Source organism: Inhella inkyongensis (assembly GCF_005952805.1).
Lineage (GTDB): Bacteria > Pseudomonadota > Gammaproteobacteria > Burkholderiales > Burkholderiaceae_C > Inhella > Inhella inkyongensis.
This window is the reverse complement of record NZ_CP040709.1, coordinates 2,270,874-2,287,149: the sequence shown is the minus strand read 5'-3', so window position 1 is coordinate 2,287,149 and position 16,276 is coordinate 2,270,874. Positions and strand designations below refer to the sequence as shown.

General features: G+C 63.4%; 19 protein-coding genes and 1 tRNA gene. All 20 read left to right on the top strand.

Annotated elements, in window-relative coordinates; genetic code table 11:
- The first annotated feature begins 6 nt into the window (after window positions 1–6).
- The 20 genes from FF090_RS10855 to nuoF all read left to right on the top strand — a co-directional run bounded on the left by FF090_RS10855 (window position 7) and on the right by nuoF (window position 16,273).
- Complete coding sequence (locus FF090_RS10855; RefSeq protein ID WP_138856744.1) at window positions 7–549, top strand: Rrf2 family transcriptional regulator; 543 nt, start codon at window positions 7–9, stop codon at window positions 547–549.
- Window positions 550–553: 4 nt separating this feature from the next.
- Entirely contained in the window at window positions 554–1,768 is a 1,215-nt protein-coding gene (locus tag FF090_RS10850; protein ID WP_138856743.1) for an IscS subfamily cysteine desulfurase, read from the top strand.
- Window positions 1,769–1,876: 108 nt separating this feature from the next.
- A complete protein-coding gene (gene iscU, locus FF090_RS10845; RefSeq protein ID WP_138856742.1) occupies window positions 1,877–2,278 on the top strand; it encodes a Fe-S cluster assembly scaffold IscU in 402 nt (133 codons plus the stop codon).
- 1 nt (window position 2,279) lies between these two features.
- A complete protein-coding gene (gene iscA / locus FF090_RS10840; protein ID WP_138856741.1) occupies window positions 2,280–2,603 on the top strand; it encodes an iron-sulfur cluster assembly protein IscA in 324 nt (107 codons plus the stop codon).
- A 60-nt stretch (window positions 2,604–2,663) separates the two neighbouring features.
- Window positions 2,664–3,188, top strand: a complete 525-nt coding sequence (gene hscB, locus FF090_RS10835; RefSeq protein WP_138856740.1) for a Fe-S protein assembly co-chaperone HscB — start codon at window positions 2,664–2,666, stop codon at window positions 3,186–3,188.
- Window positions 3,189–3,191: 3 nt separating this feature from the next.
- Window positions 3,192–5,048: a Fe-S protein assembly chaperone HscA gene (hscA, locus tag FF090_RS10830; protein WP_138856739.1), complete on the top strand. Its 1,857-nt coding sequence runs from the start codon at window positions 3,192–3,194 to the stop codon at window positions 5,046–5,048.
- Window positions 5,049–5,390 carry an ISC system 2Fe-2S type ferredoxin gene (gene fdx, locus FF090_RS10825; protein WP_138856738.1) on the top strand — a complete coding sequence of 114 codons (342 nt, stop codon included), beginning with the start codon at window positions 5,049–5,051 and terminating at the stop codon, window positions 5,388–5,390. It begins immediately after the preceding gene.
- Between the two features lie 5 nt (window positions 5,391–5,395).
- Window positions 5,396–6,460, top strand: a complete 1,065-nt coding sequence (gene tsaD, locus FF090_RS10820) for a tRNA (adenosine(37)-N6)-threonylcarbamoyltransferase complex transferase subunit TsaD (protein WP_221305004.1) — start codon at window positions 5,396–5,398, stop codon at window positions 6,458–6,460.
- Between the two features lie 155 nt (window positions 6,461–6,615).
- Window positions 6,616–6,885, top strand: a complete 270-nt coding sequence (gene rpsO, locus FF090_RS10815) for a 30S ribosomal protein S15 (protein ID WP_138856737.1) — start codon at window positions 6,616–6,618, stop codon at window positions 6,883–6,885.
- 184 nt (window positions 6,886–7,069) lie between these two features.
- Window positions 7,070–9,181: a polyribonucleotide nucleotidyltransferase gene (gene pnp / locus FF090_RS10810; protein WP_138856736.1), complete on the top strand. Its 2,112-nt coding sequence runs from the start codon at window positions 7,070–7,072 to the stop codon at window positions 9,179–9,181.
- 8 nt (window positions 9,182–9,189) lie between these two features.
- Entirely contained in the window at window positions 9,190–10,179 is a 990-nt protein-coding gene (locus tag FF090_RS10805) for an NAD(P)H-quinone oxidoreductase (protein WP_138856735.1), read from the top strand.
- An 11-nt stretch (window positions 10,180–10,190) separates the two neighbouring features.
- Window positions 10,191–10,925 (top strand): triose-phosphate isomerase, encoded by a 735-nt coding sequence (gene tpiA / locus FF090_RS10800; RefSeq protein ID WP_138856734.1) that lies wholly within the window; start codon window positions 10,191–10,193, stop codon window positions 10,923–10,925.
- Between the two features lie 26 nt (window positions 10,926–10,951).
- A complete protein-coding gene (gene secG / locus FF090_RS10795; protein WP_138856733.1) occupies window positions 10,952–11,335 on the top strand; it encodes a preprotein translocase subunit SecG in 384 nt (127 codons plus the stop codon).
- A gap of 79 nt (window positions 11,336–11,414) precedes the next feature.
- Window positions 11,415–11,499: transfer RNA gene (locus tag FF090_RS10790), tRNA-Leu, on the top strand.
- A 127-nt stretch (window positions 11,500–11,626) separates the two neighbouring features.
- Complete coding sequence (locus tag FF090_RS10785; RefSeq protein WP_138856732.1) at window positions 11,627–11,986, top strand: NADH-quinone oxidoreductase subunit A; 360 nt, start codon at window positions 11,627–11,629, stop codon at window positions 11,984–11,986.
- A gap of 102 nt (window positions 11,987–12,088) precedes the next feature.
- Window positions 12,089–12,565: a NuoB/complex I 20 kDa subunit family protein gene (locus tag FF090_RS10780; protein ID WP_138856731.1), complete on the top strand. Its 477-nt coding sequence runs from the start codon at window positions 12,089–12,091 to the stop codon at window positions 12,563–12,565.
- 8 nt (window positions 12,566–12,573) lie between these two features.
- A complete protein-coding gene (locus FF090_RS10775) occupies window positions 12,574–13,176 on the top strand; it encodes an NADH-quinone oxidoreductase subunit C (RefSeq protein ID WP_138856730.1) in 603 nt (200 codons plus the stop codon).
- Window positions 13,177–13,179: 3 nt separating this feature from the next.
- On the top strand, window positions 13,180–14,445 hold the full coding sequence (locus FF090_RS10770; protein WP_138856729.1) for an NADH-quinone oxidoreductase subunit D: 1,266 nt from the start codon (window positions 13,180–13,182) through the stop codon (window positions 14,443–14,445).
- Window positions 14,442–14,933: an NADH-quinone oxidoreductase subunit NuoE gene (gene nuoE / locus FF090_RS10765; RefSeq protein ID WP_138856728.1), complete on the top strand. Its 492-nt coding sequence runs from the start codon at window positions 14,442–14,444 to the stop codon at window positions 14,931–14,933. The genes FF090_RS10770 and nuoE overlap by 4 nt, the downstream gene beginning before the upstream one ends.
- A gap of 2 nt (window positions 14,934–14,935) precedes the next feature.
- Window positions 14,936–16,273, top strand: coding sequence for an NADH-quinone oxidoreductase subunit NuoF (gene nuoF, locus FF090_RS10760; RefSeq protein WP_138856727.1), 1,338 nt, complete (start codon window positions 14,936–14,938; stop codon window positions 16,271–16,273).
- Window positions 16,274–16,276 lie beyond the last annotated feature (3 nt).

The window sequence follows — 16,276 nt, the reverse complement described above, 5'->3', positions numbered from 1 at the left end:
CCCTCTATGCGCTTGACCACCAAAGGCCGATTTGCCGTGACCGCCATGGTCGATTTGGCGCTGCGCGAGCATGCGGGGCCGGTGGCCCTGGCCGCCGTGGCGCAGCGACAGCAGATCTCGCTGTCCTACTTGGAGCAGCTGTTTGGCAAGTTGCGCCGCGCCGATCTGGTGGAGTCCACTCGCGGCCCGGGGGGCGGCTACACCCTGGCACGAGCGGCAGCCGATATTTCGGTGGCCGATGTGATCCTGGCAGTGGACGAGCCGCTCGATGCCACGGGCTGTGGCGGCAAGGAAAATTGCATGGGTCATGAGACCGGCGCTTGCCTGACTCACGATCTGTGGACGCGGCTCAATGAACGCATGCTCGACTACCTGAATGCAGTCAATCTGCGCCAGATCGTTGACGAGCAGCGCGCCAAAGGCGTGGCGGTGGATGAGGTGCCGGTGAGCTCGCTCAAGCGTGCTTTCTCGCCCTCGCCGGTGCTCAAGACCATCCGGGTGACAGCACCCAACTCAGTTTTTGACCTCGGCACTGTGCTGAGCAAGTGAATCCATGACTCCTCATCTGCCCATTTATCTGGACTACGGCGCCACCACGCCTTGTGACCCTCGCGTCGTGGACGCCATGATCCCCTGGCTGCGTGAGCACTTCGGCAATGCGGCTTCGCGCAGCCACGCCTATGGCTGGGAAGCCGAGGCTGCGATCGAGCAGGCACGCGAGCAGGTCGCAGCCTTGATCCAGGCCGACCCCCGCGAGATTGTCTGGACCAGTGGAGCCACCGAGAGCAACAACTTGGCCATCAAGGGTGCAGCGGAGTTCTACAAGACCCGTGGTCGGCACATCGTCACCGTCAAGACCGAGCACAAGGCTGTGCTGGACACCTGCCGTGAACTGGAGCGGCGCGGCTTTGAGGTGACTTACCTTGACGTGCTGCCCAATGGTCTGCTGGACTTTGAGGTCTTCAAAGCTGCGCTGCGCCCCGACACCATCCTGGCCTCGGTGATGGCGGTCAACAACGAGACCGGCGTGATCCAGGATTTGGCCGCGCTGGGCGCGCTGTGCCGTGAGCGCGGCGTGATCTTCCACGTGGATGCGGCGCAGGCCACCGGAAAAATGGCGTTGGATCTGCGCACTTTGCCCATCGATCTGATGAGCCTGGCCTCGCACAAGAGCTACGGCCCCAAGGGTATTGGCGCTCTATATGTGCGGCGCAAGCCGCGTGTGCGCTTGGAGGCTCAGATGCACGGTGGCGGCCACGAGCGCGGCATGCGCTCGGGCACGCTGCCCACGCACCAGATCGTCGGCATGGGCGAGGCCTTTCGCATCGCCCGCGAAGAGATGGACAGCGAGTTGCCGCGCATTCGCGCCTTGCAACAGAGATTGCTGGCAGGCTTGGCCTCGATCGAAGAGGCCTATGTCAACGGCGACCTGACGCAACGTGTGCCTCACAACGTCAACATCAGCTTCAATTACGTCGAAGGCGAGTCCTTGATCATGGGCGTGAAGGAATTGGCAGTGTCATCGGGCTCGGCCTGCACCTCTGCCAGTCTGGAGCCCAGCTATGTGCTGCGCGCCATGGGCCGCTCGGACGAGTTGGCGCACTCCAGCCTGCGCATGACCATCGGCCGCTTCACCACCGAAGAAGACATCGATACCGCGGTGCGCCTGTTGCAGAGCCGCGTGGCCAAGCTGCGCGAACTTTCTCCGCTTTGGGAAATGTTCAAGGACGGCATCGATCTATCGACCATTCAGTGGTCGGCCCATTGATCACCACCGGCTGCGGGGTACCGCAGCCACCCCTCGAGGGGGCGCGGGGCCGCTTGGGGTGGCCCGGTGCCGGCCCCGGGAGCTAACGAGATTGAGCAGGAGAAGGAAATGGCATACAGCGACAAGGTCGTCGACCACTACGAAAACCCCCGCAACGTCGGTAGCTTTGAAAAGGGCGACGACTCGGTGGGTACCGGCATGGTGGGCGCGCCCGCCTGCGGCGATGTGATGAAGCTGCAGATCAAGGTCAATCCGGCCACCGGCTTGATCGAAGACGCGCGATTCAAGACCTATGGCTGCGGTTCGGCCATTGCATCCAGCTCCCTGGTGACTGAGTGGGTCAAGGGCAAGAGCCTGGACGAGGCCACCCAGATCAAGAATTCGCAGATCGCCGAAGAGTTGGCCTTGCCCCCAGTCAAGATCCACTGCTCGATCCTGGCCGAGGACGCCATCAAGGCGGCGGTCGCGGACTACCGCGCCAAGAACTCAGAAACGGCCAAGGAGGCTTGAGATGGCCATCACCCTGACCGAGGCAGCGGCACGCCATGTGACGCGTTTCCTGACGCGGCGCGGCAAGGGCGTGGGTGTTCGTCTGGGTGTCAAGACCACTGGTTGTTCGGGCCTGGCCTATAAGCTGGAGTTTGCGGACGAAGTCGCCCCCGAGGATCTGGTGTTCGAAGACCGTGGAGTCAAGGTGCTGATTGACCCCAAGAGCCTGAACTACCTGGATGGCACCGAGCTGGACTTTGTGCGCGAGGGTTTGAACGAGGGGTTCAAGTTCCGCAACCCGCAAGAAAAGGACCGCTGCGGTTGTGGCGAGTCCTTCCGTGTCTAATCTCGCCTTGCGCTAAGAAGGCGCGACCCCCGGTCGCGCCTTTTCTTTTGTCCTTCGCTCATGCATCTCGCCCACGACGACTTCGAGCTTTTTGGTCTGCCCGCCCGCTACCGGCTCGATCGGGCCGAGCTGGATGCGCGCTGGAAAAGTCTGGCGGCCCAAGTGCACCCGGATCGCCACCTGGGGCAGGGCGCAGCCGCGCAGGCTCAGGCCATGCAATGGGCCTTGCGAGTCAATGAGGCCTATCGACGCCTGCGCGACCCGCTGACCCGGGGTGCCTATCTGTGCGAGCAGCGTGGCGCGGCCATCCAGGCAGAGAGCAATACCCATATGTGCATGGCATTTTTGGGCGAGCAAATGGCTTGGCGCGAGCAACTCGATGAGGCGCAGGACGAGTCGGCCATTGACGCCCTGCAAGCCCAGGTTCGGCGGCGCCAGCAAGGTCTTTTTGAGACCGTGGCACGTGAGCTGGACGATGCGGGCGGGCAGCCTCAGCAGGCCGCTCAGGCCGTGCGCTCGTTGATGTTTGTTGCGCGCTTTTTGAAAGACATTGAACGGCGTCGCGACGCCTTGTTCCCTATTTGACCCATGGCCCTTCTTCAAATCGCCGAGCCCGGCCAGTCCCCCGATCCGCATCAGCGCCGCATTGCGGTGGGCATCGATCTGGGCACTACACACTCCTTGGTGGCCTGCGTGCGCAGTGGCAGCCCCGAGTGTTTGCCGGATGCTCAGGGTCGTGTCATCCTGCCCTCAGTGGTGCGCTACTTGGGTGATGGGCGGCGTGAGATTGGCGCCGAGGCCTTGGCCCATGCGGCAGAGGATGCCGCCAACACCGTGGGCTCCGTCAAGCGCCTGATGGGACGTCGTCTGGTGGATGTGGCCGAAGCCGCCAAGCTGCCCTATGCGCTGGAGGATGGCCCCGGCATGGTGGGTGTGCGCACGTGTGAGGGGCACAAATCCCCGGTAGAGGTGTCGGCCGAAATTCTGGCGAGCCTGCGCCAGCGGGCCGAGGACAGCTTTGACGATCTGCTGTACGGCGCTGTCATTACCGTGCCCGCGTATTTCGACGACGCGCAGCGCCAAGCCACCAAGGATGCTGCGGAGTTGGCCGGGCTGAAGGTGCTGCGCCTGATCAATGAGCCCACGGCGGCGGCGATTGCTTACGGTCTCGATCACGCCTCGGAAGGTCTTTACGCTGTCTATGACTTGGGCGGCGGCACCTTTGATGTCTCGCTGCTGCGTCTGGCGCGCGGCGTGTTCGAGGTGGTGGCCACAGGGGGCGATGCCCAACTGGGCGGAGATGATTTCGATCAGGCTCTGGCCGACTGGGCGCTGGCTCAAACCGGACGCGAAGCGGTATCGGGTGCGGACCGTCAGCGCCTGCGTGCGGCGGCACGAGCGGCCAAGGAGTCTTTGTCGGCGCATGAAGCCGTGCAGCTGAGCGCCGAGCTCGATGCCGGGAGCCTCTCCTTGAGGGTGGAGCGTGAGACCTTCGAAGCCCTGACCAAGGCCCTGGTCGACAAGACCTTGTCGGTGGTTCGCCGCGTTCTGCGTGACGCGGGTGTGGGTGTCGACGAGGTACAGGGCGTGGTGATGGTGGGTGGATCCACCCGCATGCCGGTGGTGCGTGAGCGTGTCGGCCAGTTGTTTGCTCAGCCTGTGCTGACCGATCTGAACCCTGATGAAGTGGTGGCCTTGGGGGCGGCCGTACAAGCCAATGCGTTGGCTGGCAATGCCCAGGACGGCGAGCTGCTGCTGCTGGACGTGATCCCTTTGTCACTGGGTTTGGAGACCATGGGCGGACTGGTGGAGCGCATCGTGGAACGCAATGCCACGCTGCCCGTGGCCAAGGCGCAAGACTTCACCACCTTCAAGGACGGCCAAACCGCGCTGGCGCTGCATGTGGTTCAAGGAGAGCGGGACCTCGTCAGTGAGTGCCGCTCGCTGGCGCGCTTTGAGTTGCGCGGCATTCCACCGATGGCCGCCGGCGCAGCGCGCATTCGCGTGAGCTTTCAGGTGGATGCCGACGGGTTGCTGGCTGTGTCTGCCCGCGAGCTCACCTCGGGCGTGGAGGCCGCGATCGCCGTCAAACCCAGTTATGGGTTGAGCGACGAGCAGGTGGCTGCCATGCTGCGCGATGGTTTTGCCAGCGTGCAGATCGACCGCGAGGCACGTGCCTTGCGTGAGGCGCGTGTCGAGGGCGAGCGCATGTGCATGGCCACCGAGGCTGCTTTGGCCGTAGATGCCGACTTGCTGGCGCCGAATGAGCGCGCCGAAATTGATCAGCAGCTGCGTGGGTTGCGCCAGGCCATGGGCCAGGGTGTTGCGGCTGACATCGAGGCCGCCGTGCAGTCCTTGGCCAAGGGCTCCGAGGCGTTTGCCGCGGCGCGAATGAACCGCAGCATCCAGCGCGCCTTGGCGGGCCGCTCGGTGCAGGAGATCTGAATGCCGACCATCACCATCTTGCCGCATCCCGAGTATTGCCCGCAGGGGCGTACCGTGCAGGCGCCCACGGGCACTTCAATCTGCGAGGCCTTGCTCGATCATGGGGTCGAGATTGAGCATGCCTGCGACCAAGTTTGCGCCTGCACCACCTGCCATGTGATCGTGCGCACTGGATTGACCTCGTTGTCCGAAATGGAAGAGGGCGAGGAGGACATGCTGGACCGTGCCTGGGGCTTGGAGCCCAATTCGCGTCTGGCCTGCCAGGCCATCCTGGGTCGCGAAGATTTGACGGTCGAGATTCCCAAGTACTCGATCAACCACGCCAAGGAGAAAAAGGCGTGAGTTCCCTGCGGCCTTGGCGTGTGCTGGGCTTTGAGTCCAGTTGCGATGAGACCGGGGTAGCGCTGGTGGAGTGCCGCGAGGGCGAGGCGCCGCGCTTGTTGGCGCAAGGGTTGCACAGTCAGATTGAGATGCATCAAGCCTACGGAGGAGTGGTGCCGGAGTTGGCCTCGCGCGACCACATTCGCCGGGTGCTGCCGCTGACGCGCCAAGTGCTGCAGTCAGCGGATTTGGGTCTGCACGAGTTGGACGCCATTGCCTACACGCAGGGCCCGGGTCTGGCTGGTGCGCTGCTGGTGGGGGCAGGTACTGCGGTGGCCTTGGCCGCCAGCTTGGGGCTCCCTGCATTGCCGGTGCATCACCTGGAGGGGCATTTGCTGTCGCCCTTTTTGTCGGCGGACCCGCCGCAGTTCCCCTTTGTTTGTCTGCTGGTTTCGGGTGGTCACAGCCAATTGATGCGGGTGGGCGCGGTGGGCGACTATGAGTTGCTGGGCGAAACCATCGATGACGCGGCCGGGGAAGCCTTTGACAAGAGCGCCAAGCTGCTGGGCCTGCCCTATCCCGGTGGCCCGCATCTGGCGCGTCTTGCGGAGTCGGGGCGGGCCGACGCCTACGCACTGCCGCGTCCGCTGCTGCACAGCGGTGACCTGAATTTCAGCTTCGCCGGCCTGAAGACGGCGGTACTGACGCAGGCTCGCAAGATCGACCTGCAGGACGCACAGCTGCGCGCTGATCTGGCGGCTTCCACCCAGGCGGCCATCGTCGAGGTGCTGCTCAAGAAGAGTCTGGCTGCACTCAAGCAGACGGGCCTGAGGCGCTTGGTCGTGGCGGGCGGAGTGGGGGCCAATCGAAGCCTGCGCCAGGCCTTGGATCAGGCCTGCGCGCGCCGCGGCGTTCGGGTTCATTACCCCGAGCTTGCGCTGTGCACCGACAACGGCGCCATGATCGCGCTGGCTGCGGCCATGCGCTGGCAGGCGACCCAGGCGGGGCAACCCAGTCAGCCTGCCCCAACGGCCCCGGCCCCGGCAGGCTCCTTCGAGGTTCGTCCGCGTTGGCCATTGGCTATGAGCTGATATACTCTTCAGGTTTTGCATTTGGCCGCCAAGGCTACTTTGCAAAGCAATCTCGCACGACGAGGGTCGGTTTCACTCTCGCTCGCAAGTTCAACTTAGGAAACCGTACGACCCGACTTGGTCAGGCGGCGGCTTTCCACACCCAGGAAACAACCATGGCCTTCGCCACCCTGAACAAAGCCGAAATCGTCCAAGCCCACGCCCGTGGCGCCAATGACACCGGCAGCCCCGAAGTGCAAGTCGCTCTGCTGACCGCCCGTATCAACGAGCTGACCCCTCACTTCAAGGCCAACCCCAAGGATCACCATGGCCGTCGCGGCCTGCTGAAGATGGTCAATTCGCGCAAGCGTCTGCTGGCTTATCTGAAGGATCGTGACCTGCCGCGCTACGCTGCGCTGATCCAGAAGCTGGGCCTGCGCAAGTAAGCACCCCTTCCGAAGAGCCTGCGCCAAAACGCAGGCTCTTTCTCCATCCCGCCGGGGACTGGCAACCCGTGACCGCATGCCATCCCCAAGTCGCCGCCTGCTTGTTGCAGTGCGGGCCGCTTGGGAATGACATGGCGAACGGCTTGCGAAAGCCCGGCTCCTCCCGCAAATCCAAGGAGCTTTCATGAGCCTGTTCAACAAAGTCAGCAAGACCTTTACCTGGGGCCAGCACACCGTCACCATGGAGACCGGCGAGATCGCCCGTCAATCCACCGGCGCCGTGCTGGTCAACATCGACGACACCGTGGTCTTGGCCACCGTCGTGGCACGCAAGGAAGCCAAGCCCGGTCAGGACTTCTTCCCGCTGACCGTCGACTACATCGAGAAGACCTATGCCGCCGGCAAGATCCCTGGCAGCTTCTTCAAGCGCGAGGGCCGCCCGAGCGAGCTGGAGACCCTGACCAGCCGCCTGATCGACCGCCCGATCCGCCCGCTGTTCCCGGAGGGCTTCTTCAATGAAGTTCAGGTGGTCATCCACACCTTGAGCCTGAATCCCGAAGTTCAGGCTGACATCGCCGCCCTGATCGCCTCGAGCGCCGCGCTGGCCATCTCTGGTATCCCCTTCAATGGCCCGATTGGTGCTGCGCGCGTCGGCTATGTGAATGGCGAGTACGTGCTGAACCCCGGCAAGTCCGAGATGGCCAACAGCAAGCTCGACTTGGTCGTGGCTGGCACCGAGGCTGCCGTGCTGATGGTGGAGTCGGAAGCCGACCAGCTGAGCGAAGAAGTGATGCTGGGCGCCGTGGTCTTTGGTCACGAGGCCGGCAAGGTGGCGATCAACGCCATCCATGAACTGGTGCGCGATGCCGGCAAGCCGAGCTGGAACTGGACCGCCCCGGCGAAGAACGAGCCTTTCATCGCCCAGGTGACCGAGTTGGCTGAAGGCCAACTGCGCGCTGCCTACCAGATCCGCAGCAAGCAAGCCCGCACCGAGGCCTGCCGCGCCGCTTACGCGGCCGTCAAGGCCACGCTGAAGGAGCAGGGCGTCGAGTTTGACGGCGTCGAAGTTGACAACCTGTTGTTCGAGATCGAAGCGCGCATCGTGCGTAGCCAGATCCTGAATGGCGAGCCCCGTATCGACGGCCGCGATACCCGCACCGTGCGTGCCATCGAGATCCGCAACGGCGTGCTGCCCCGCACCCACGGCTCGGCCCTGTTCACTCGCGGCGAGACGCAAGCCCTGGTGGCCACCACCCTGGGCACCGACCGCGATGCGCAGCTGATCGACGCCCTGGCCGGCGAGTACAGCGACCGCTTCATGCTGCACTACAACATGCCCCCGTTCGCCACCGGTGAGACCGGCCGCGTGGGCAGCCCCAAGCGCCGCGAGATCGGCCACGGCCGCCTGGCCAAGCGCGCGCTGATGGCTGTGCTGCCCAGCAAGGAAGAGTTCCCTTACACCCTGCGTGTGGTGTCGGAGATCACCGAGTCCAACGGTTCCTCGTCGATGGCTTCGGTCTGCGGCGGCTGCCTGTCCATGATGGACGCCGGCGTGCCCCTGAAGGCCCATGTGGCTGGCATCGCCATGGGTTTGATCAAGGACGGCCAGCGCTTTGCCGTGCTGACCGACATCCTGGGTGACGAAGATCACCTGGGTGACATGGACTTCAAGGTGGCCGGTACCAATGGCGGCGTGACGGCGCTGCAGATGGACATCAAGATCCAGGGCATCACCAAGGAAATCATGCAGGTCGCCCTGGCCCAGGCCAAGGAAGCCCGACTGCATATCCTGTCGAAGATGGTCGAGGCCATGGCCACCGCCAACACCGAGGTGTCGGACTTCGCCCCGCGCCTCTACACCATGAAGATCAATCCGGAGAAGATCCGTGACGTGATCGGCAAGGGCGGCGCCACCATCCGCGCGCTGACTGAAGAGACCGGGACCACCATCGACATCGGCGACGACGGCACCATCACCATCGCTTCGACCGACGCCGCCAAGGCCGAACTGGCCAAGAAGCGTATCGAGGACATCACGGCCGAGGCCGTGGTGGGTCAGACCTACGAAGGCCCGGTCGTCAAGATCCTGGACTTCGGCGCCCTGGTGCAGATCCTGCCGAACAAGGACGGTCTGGTTCACATCAGCGAAATCGCCCATCAGCGCATCGGCAAGGTGACCGACGTGCTGCAAGAGGGCCAAGTGGTCAAGGTCAAGGTGCTCGACACCGATGAGAAGGGCCGCGTCAAGCTGTCCATGAAGGCACTGATCGAGCGTCCGGCTCCTAGCCACGAGTAAGTCGGCGCATGCGCGGCATTGCCATCGCCCAAGCCGGAGGGCCCGAGGTACTCGAGATGATCGAGTGCCCGGATCCCGTTCCGGCTGCGGGGGAATGCCTCATCGTTGTTCGGGCCTCGGGCCTGAATCGACCTGATCTCTTGCAGCGCCGGGGCTTGTACCCGGCGCCAGCTGGGGTCAGTGCCTTGCCAGGTTTGGAAGTGGCCGGGCACATCGTCGGGGGTGATCCGCAGGCATTGCACGCTGCCGGCTTGGCAGTGGGTGATGCCGTGGTGGCCTTGGTGGCGGGTGGTGGCTACGCAGAACAGTGTGTGGCGCCCGTGTCGCAGTGCCTGCCGCTGCCGCAGGGATGGACGATGGAGGAGGGCGCTTCGCTGCCTGAAACCTTGTTCACGGTTTGGTCGAATGTCTTTGATCAGGCCGGCTTGCGCGCAGGCGATGTGCTGCTGGTCCATGGAGGCTCCAGTGGGATTGGCACCACCGCGATTCAGCTGGCGAAGGCCTTCGGCGCCCGAGTCCTGGTGACGGTGGGCAATGAGGCCAAGGCCAGTGCGTGTCGCGCCTTGGGGGCTGAGTTGGCCATCAACTATCGCGAGCAGGACTTTGTCCGTGCGGCTCTCGATGCCACTGGCCAGCGGGGTGTCGATGTCGTGCTGGACATGGTGGGCGGCGAGTATTTGGGACGCGATCTGCGCTGCTTGGCGGAGGATGGCCGGGTGCAGTTGATTGCGGTCCAGGGTGGCAGCAAGGCTGAGTTGGATGCGGGCTTGTTGCTGCGCCGTCGCCTGACTGTTGCGGGCTCGACCCTGCGCGCGCGCTCATTGGCCTACAAGGCTGCCATTGCCGAAAAGCTGCGCGAACGGGTTTGGCCCTTGCTGAATACGCGCCGCATCCGGCCTGTGCTGCACCAGGTCTTTGCTGCCGAGCAGGTGGTGCAAGCCCATCAGACCCTGGAAGAAGGAGCGCACATCGGCAAGCTGGTGCTGCGTTGGAATTGAGGAGAGACGAAATGCGCAAGACCCTGGTGGTCGGCAATTGGAAGATGAACGGCACGCGCGCCTTCGCTGCGGGCCTCTTGTCCGAGCTCAAGGCCCTGTCGCCTTGGGCCGCGGATGTGGCGGTCTGTGTGCCGCACCCCTTGCTGGCCGATGCGGCGCAGCAGCTGCAGGGGACTGTTCTGGCTTGGGGCGGGCAGGATTGCTCTGTTCACGCAGCTGGTGCCTACACCGGGGAGGTGTCGGCGGCCATGCTGGCGGATTGGGGCTGCCGCTATGTCATCGTCGGTCATAGCGAGCGCCGTGCCTACCATGCTGAGAGCGATGAGACTGTCGCCCGCAAGGCGCAGGCCGCGCTGGCTCAGGGTTTGACTCCCATCGTTTGTGTGGGCGAGACCCTCGCCGAGCGCGAGGCTGCGCAAACAGATGCCGTGGTGACGCGCCAATTGGCGGCCGTGATTGCATTGTTGGGTGAACGCATTCAAGACGTGGTGGTGGCTTATGAGCCTGTCTGGGCCATTGGCACGGGACTGACCGCCACGCCGGCGCAGGCTCAGGCCGTGCATGCTTTGCTGCGTGCCCAACTGGCCGCTGCCACGCCGGCGGCCGCCTCCATGCGATTGCTCTATGGCGGCAGCGTCAAGCCCGACAACGCGGCCGAGCTGTTTGCCCAAGCGGATATTGATGGCGGCTTGATTGGCGGCGCGGCCTTGAAGGCGGCGGACTTCGATGCCATCTGCCGCGCTTGAATTCACAGAAGTAACGGAGATCTGAAATGCAATTCCTGATGAACCTGGTGCTGGTGGTCCAGCTTGTGAGCGCCCTGGCGATGATTGGTTTGGTGCTGGTGCAGCATGGCAAAGGCGCCGATATGGGGGCTTCCTTTGGTGCCGGTGCTTCGGGCACGCTCTTCGGTGCCACCGGCAGTGCCAATGTGCTGTCCAAGTCGACGGCCATTTGCGCCACGCTGTTCTTTGTGTGCACGCTGGCTTTGGCGGGCTTCAGCTCGGCCCGCACTCAAGGCGGCTCGGGCAGCTCGGTGTTGGATGCTCCGGCTGCAGCGGCCTCTGCGGTGCAGGTGCCAGCCTCGGCCGCCGTCAGCGGTGCAGCCGCTGTGCCGGGCGCATTGCCCGCGCAAACTGCAGCATCGCAGCCGTAAAAACTCCTCGTTTTTCTGTATAGAATGCGAGGCTGTTCACCACACAGCAATCCTCAAGCGTGGTGAGCAGATAAATGATGCGCTCGTGGTGAAATTGGTAGACACGCTATCTTGAGGGGGTAGTGGCGAAAGCTGTGCGAGTTCGAGTCTCGCCGAGCGCACCAGATACTCAGTTCAATCGTTGAAGCCTTTCAACAGATTGATAAACCGCAAAACGGGCGCGGCACCTCCAGCGCCCGTTGTCGTTTCTAGCGCATAAGATGCCGCGGTTTTGTCACCCGGCCAAAGACCATGAGTTTGGAACAGTACCTCCCTGTCATCCTCTTCATCCTGGTCGGCGCCGCTGTCGGCGTCATCCCCCAAGTGCTTGGTGCCCTGATGGGCCCGCACAGGCCCGATGCGGCCAAGAACTCCCCTTACGAATGCGGCTTCGAGGCCTTTGAAGACGCGCGCATGAAGTTTGATGTGCGCTATTACCTCGTGGCCATCCTCTTCATTCTGTTCGACTTGGAAATCGCGTTCCTGTTCCCTTGGGCATTGGCGCTCAAGGAAATCGGCCCCACAGGTTTCTGGGCCATGATGGTTTTCCTCGGCATTCTGGTCGTGGGCTTCGCCTACGAATGGAAGAAGGGTGCCCTTGATTGGGAATGAGCCCGCCTCCGGGCGAGGTGAGCGGTCCGGCGCAGGGGTGGCCGACCGACTCGAGAGCGGGCCGTCCCTGGCCTGCTCGCACTAAAAAGGTTGGTGCACGCTATGGGCATTGAAGGTGTATTGAAGGAAGGCTTTGTCACCACGTCGGTGGACAAGCTGATCAACTGGTCCAAAACCGGTTCGCTGTGGCCGATGACTTTTGGTCTGGCCTGCTGTGCAGTGGAGATGATGCATGCGGGTGCGGCTCGCTATGACATCGACCGCTTCGGCATGTTGTTCCGTCCCAGTCCGCGCCAAAGCGATTTGATGATCGTGGCTGGCACGCTGTGCAACAAGATGGCGCCCGCCCTGCGCAAGGTCTACGACCAGATGGCCGAACCGCGGTGGGTTATCTCGATGGGATCGTGTGCCAACGGCGGTGGCTACTACCACTACAGCTATTCGGTGGTGCGCGGCTGTGACCGCATCGTTCCCGTCGACGTCTATGTGCCAGGCTGTCCGCCGACGGCCGAGGCGCTGCTCTACGGCATCCTGCAACTGCAGGCCAAGATCCGCCGCGAAAACACCATCGCTCGCTGAAGGCCGACATGACCGTGACCCCTTGTTTGGACCGGCTGGAAGCCAGCCTCAAGAGCGCGCTCGGTGAGCGCATTCGCAAACTGACCCGCGCCTTGGGCGAGATCACCGTGGAAGTGGCGGCTGCCGATTACTTCGCGGTTGCCAAGACCCTGCGCGATCACTCGGAGCTGCGTTTCGAGCAGCTCATCGACCTGGCCGGTTTGGACTACTCCAGCTACGGCAACAGCGCCTGGGAAGGGCCGCGTTTCTGCGTAGCCTCTCACCTGCTGTCGGTGACGCTCAATCAGCGCGTTCGACTCAAGGTGTTCGCACCCGATGACGACCTGCCCGTGGTGGCCTCGGTCACGCCGCTGTGGACCTCGGCCAACTGGTTCGAGCGCGAAGCCTTCGACCTGTATGGCATCTTGTTTGACGGCCATGAGGACCTGCGCCGCATCCTGACCGACTACGGTTTCATTGGCCACCCGATGCGCAAGGACTTCCCGGTATCGGGCCATGTGGAAATGCGCTACGACGCCGAGCAAAAGCGCGTGATCTACCAGCCGGTATCGATCGAGCCGCGCGAGATCACGCCGCGCGTCATCCGCGAAGACAGTTATGGCGGGCTGTGAACCATGAGTGAAATCAAGAACTACACGCTCAACTTCGGCCCCCAGCATCCGGCCGCGCACGGCGTGCTGCGCCTGGTGCTGGAACTGGATGGCGAAGTGATTCAGCGCGCCGATCCCCACATCGGCCTGCTGCACCGCGCCACCGAGAAACTGGCCGAGAGCAAGACCTACATTCAGTCGCTGCCCTATATGGACCGGCTGGACTACGTCTCGATGATGTGCAACGAGCACGCCTACTGCCTGGCCATCGAGAAGATGCTGAACCTGGACGTGCCGCTGCGCGCCCAGTACATCCGTGTGATGTTCAGCGAGCTGACCCGTCTGCTCAACCACCTGCTGTGGCTGGGCTGCCATGGTCTGGACTGCGGCGCGATGAACATCTTCATCTACGCCTTCCGCGAGCGTGAGGACATCTTCGACATGTACGAGGCGGTGTCGGGTGCGCGCATGCACGCCGCCTACTTCCGTCCGGGCGGTGTCTACCGCGACCTGCCGGATGTGATGCCGCAGTACCAGGCGAGCAAGGTCCGCAACGCCAAGACCATGGCCAAGCTGAATGAAAACCGCAGCGGCACGCTGCTGGATTTCATCGAGGACTTCACCAAGCGCTTCCCGGCCTGCGTGGACGACTATGAGACCCTGCTGACCGACAACCGGATCTGGAAGCAGCGCACGGTGGGCATTGGCGTGGTCACGCCGGAGCGCGCGCTGAACCTGGGTTTCACCGGCGCCATGCTGCGCGGTTCGGGCATCGCCTGGGATCTGCGCAAGCAGCAGCCCTACGACTGCTACGGCGCGATGGATTTCGATATTCCGGTCGGCGTCAACGGCGACACCTATGACCGTTATCTGGTGCGCATGGAAGAGATGCGCCAGTCCAACCGCATCATTCAACAGTGCGTGGCTTGGCTCAAAGCCGATTCGGCAAAAGGCGCCGGTCCGGTGATCACCGACAACCACAAGGTGGCGCCCCCGGGTCGCGAGGCCATGAAGTCCAACATGGAAGAGCTGATCCACCACTTCAAGCTCTTCACGGAAGGCTTCCGCGTGCCGGCCGGCGAGGCCTATGCCGCCGTCGAACACCCCAAGGGCGAATTCGGCATCTACATGGTGAGCGACGGCGCCAACAAGCCCTACCGACTGAAGATCCGCGCGCCGGGCTTTGCCCATTTGGCGGGTCTGGATGAGATGAGCCGCGGCCACATGATTGCGGACGCCGTGGCCATCATCGGCACCATGGACATCGTGTTCGGCGAGATCGATCGATGAGCAGCTACCAACTTTCCGACGCGACGCGCGCCCGCTGGGATCGCGAAGTCGCCAAATACCCTGCCGAGCAAAAGCAGTCGGCCGTCATGGCCTGTCTGTCCATCATTCAGCAGGAAGAGGGGTTCGTCTCGCGTGAGTCCGAGGACGTGCTGGCCCAATACCTGGGCATGGCGCCGATCGCGGTGCACGAGGTCACGACCTTCTACAACATGTACAACCAGCAGCCGGTGGGCAAGTTCAAGCTGAACGTCTGCACCAATTTGCCCTGTCAGCTGCGCGGTGGCCAACAGGCCCTGCAGCATGTGCTGGACCGCCTCGGCGTCGAGATGGGTGGAACCACGGCGGACGGCCAATTCACCGTGCAGCAATGTGAATGCCTGGGCGCCTGCGCCGATGCGCCGGTGATGCTGGTCAATGACCGCCAGATGTGCAGCTACATGAGCCATGAGCGGCTCGACGAGCTGCTCGATGTGCTGAAGAAGGCCTGACGATGCTGGACCTCTCCAAATTCCAAAGCACCGGTGAGCACACCTGCTTTCACGGGCGCCACATCCAGCCGCAGATCTATGCCGAGCTCAATGGCAAGAACTGGGGTCTGAAGGACTACGAAGCGCGCGGCGGCTATGCGGCCTTGCGCAAGATCCTGGCCCAGGGTGAAGGCCAGGGCATGACGCCCGAGCAGGTGATTGCCGAGGTCAAGGCCTCCAGCTTGCGCGGCCGCGGTGGTGCTGGCTTTCCGACCGGCCTGAAGTGGAGCTTCATGCCGCGCCAGTTCCCGGGCGCGAAGTACCTGGTCTGCAATTCGGACGAGGGCGAGCCGGGCACCTGCAAGGACCGCGACATCCTGATGTTCAACCCGCACGCGGTGATCGAAGGCATGGCCATCGCCGCCTATGCGATGGGCATCTCGGTGGGCTACAACTACATCCACGGCGAGATCTTCGAGGTCTATGAGCGCTTCGAAGCCGCGCTGGAAGAGGCCCGTGCCGCTGGCCTGCTGGGCGACAAGATTCTGGGTTCGGGCTTCAGCTTCCAGCTTCATGCCCACCACGGGTTTGGCGCCTACATCTGCGGCGAAGAAACCGCACTGCTGGAGTCGCTGGAAGGCAAGAAGGGCCAGCCGCGCTTCAAGCCGCCGTTCCCGGCCAGCTTCGGTCTTTACGGCAAGCCCACCACCATCAACAACACCGAGACCTTCGCGGCGGTGCCCTGGATCATCCGCAACGGCGGACCGGCCTACCTGGAGATCGGCAAGCCCAACAACGGCGGCACCAAGATCTTCTCGGTCAGCGGCGACGTCGAGCGCCCCGGGAACTACGAAGTTCCGCTGGGGACCCCCTTCAGCACCTTGCTGGAGTTGGCCGGCGGGGTGCGCAAGGGCCGCCAGCTGAAGGCCGTCATCCCGGGTGGTTCATCGGCGCCGGTGCTGCCAGCTGACGTGATGATGCAGTGCACGATGGACTATGACTCCATCGCCAAGGCCGGCTCCATGCTGGGCTCGGGCGCGGTCATCGTGATGGACGACAGCCGGTGCATGGTTGAGAGCCTGCTGCGCCTGTCCTATTTCTACGCCCACGAAAGCTGCGGTCAGTGCACGCCCTGTCGCGAAGGCACGGGTTGGATGCACCGCGTGATCGATCGCATCGCCCATGGTCAGGGTCGCATGGAAGACATCGCCCTGCTCAATAGCGTGGCTGACAACATCCAAGGCCGCACCATCTGTGCGCTGGGCGACGCCGCTGCCATGCCGGTGCGCGCCATGCTCAAGCATTTCAAGCATGAGTTTGTCGCCATGATAGAAGCGGCACAAACCAAGAAGGCTGCATAAGAA

Coding starts and splice junctions, on each gene's coding strand:
- iscU (WP_138856742.1), top strand. CDS start 1,877: ATGGCATACAGCGACAAGGTCGTCGACCACTACGAAAACCCCCGCAAC.
- FF090_RS10805 (WP_138856735.1), top strand. CDS start 9,190: ATGCGCGGCATTGCCATCGCCCAAGCCGGAGGGCCCGAGGTACTCGAG.
- FF090_RS10785 (WP_138856732.1), top strand. CDS start 11,627: ATGAGTTTGGAACAGTACCTCCCTGTCATCCTCTTCATCCTGGTCGGC.
- rpsO (WP_138856737.1), top strand. CDS start 6,616: ATGGCCTTCGCCACCCTGAACAAAGCCGAAATCGTCCAAGCCCACGCC.
- nuoF (WP_138856727.1), top strand. CDS start 14,936: ATGCTGGACCTCTCCAAATTCCAAAGCACCGGTGAGCACACCTGCTTT.
- nuoE (WP_138856728.1), top strand. CDS start 14,442: ATGAGCAGCTACCAACTTTCCGACGCGACGCGCGCCCGCTGGGATCGC.
- pnp (WP_138856736.1), top strand. CDS start 7,070: ATGAGCCTGTTCAACAAAGTCAGCAAGACCTTTACCTGGGGCCAGCAC.
- FF090_RS10780 (WP_138856731.1), top strand. CDS start 12,089: ATGGGCATTGAAGGTGTATTGAAGGAAGGCTTTGTCACCACGTCGGTG.
- fdx (WP_138856738.1), top strand. CDS start 5,049: ATGCCGACCATCACCATCTTGCCGCATCCCGAGTATTGCCCGCAGGGG.
- FF090_RS10770 (WP_138856729.1), top strand. CDS start 13,180: ATGAGTGAAATCAAGAACTACACGCTCAACTTCGGCCCCCAGCATCCG.
- FF090_RS10850 (WP_138856743.1), top strand. CDS start 554: ATGACTCCTCATCTGCCCATTTATCTGGACTACGGCGCCACCACGCCT.
- iscA (WP_138856741.1), top strand. CDS start 2,280: ATGGCCATCACCCTGACCGAGGCAGCGGCACGCCATGTGACGCGTTTC.
- FF090_RS10775 (WP_138856730.1), top strand. CDS start 12,574: ATGACCGTGACCCCTTGTTTGGACCGGCTGGAAGCCAGCCTCAAGAGC.
- FF090_RS10855 (WP_138856744.1), top strand. CDS start 7: ATGCGCTTGACCACCAAAGGCCGATTTGCCGTGACCGCCATGGTCGAT.
- hscA (WP_138856739.1), top strand. CDS start 3,192: ATGGCCCTTCTTCAAATCGCCGAGCCCGGCCAGTCCCCCGATCCGCAT.
- hscB (WP_138856740.1), top strand. CDS start 2,664: ATGCATCTCGCCCACGACGACTTCGAGCTTTTTGGTCTGCCCGCCCGC.
- tpiA (WP_138856734.1), top strand. CDS start 10,191: ATGCGCAAGACCCTGGTGGTCGGCAATTGGAAGATGAACGGCACGCGC.
- secG (WP_138856733.1), top strand. CDS start 10,952: ATGCAATTCCTGATGAACCTGGTGCTGGTGGTCCAGCTTGTGAGCGCC.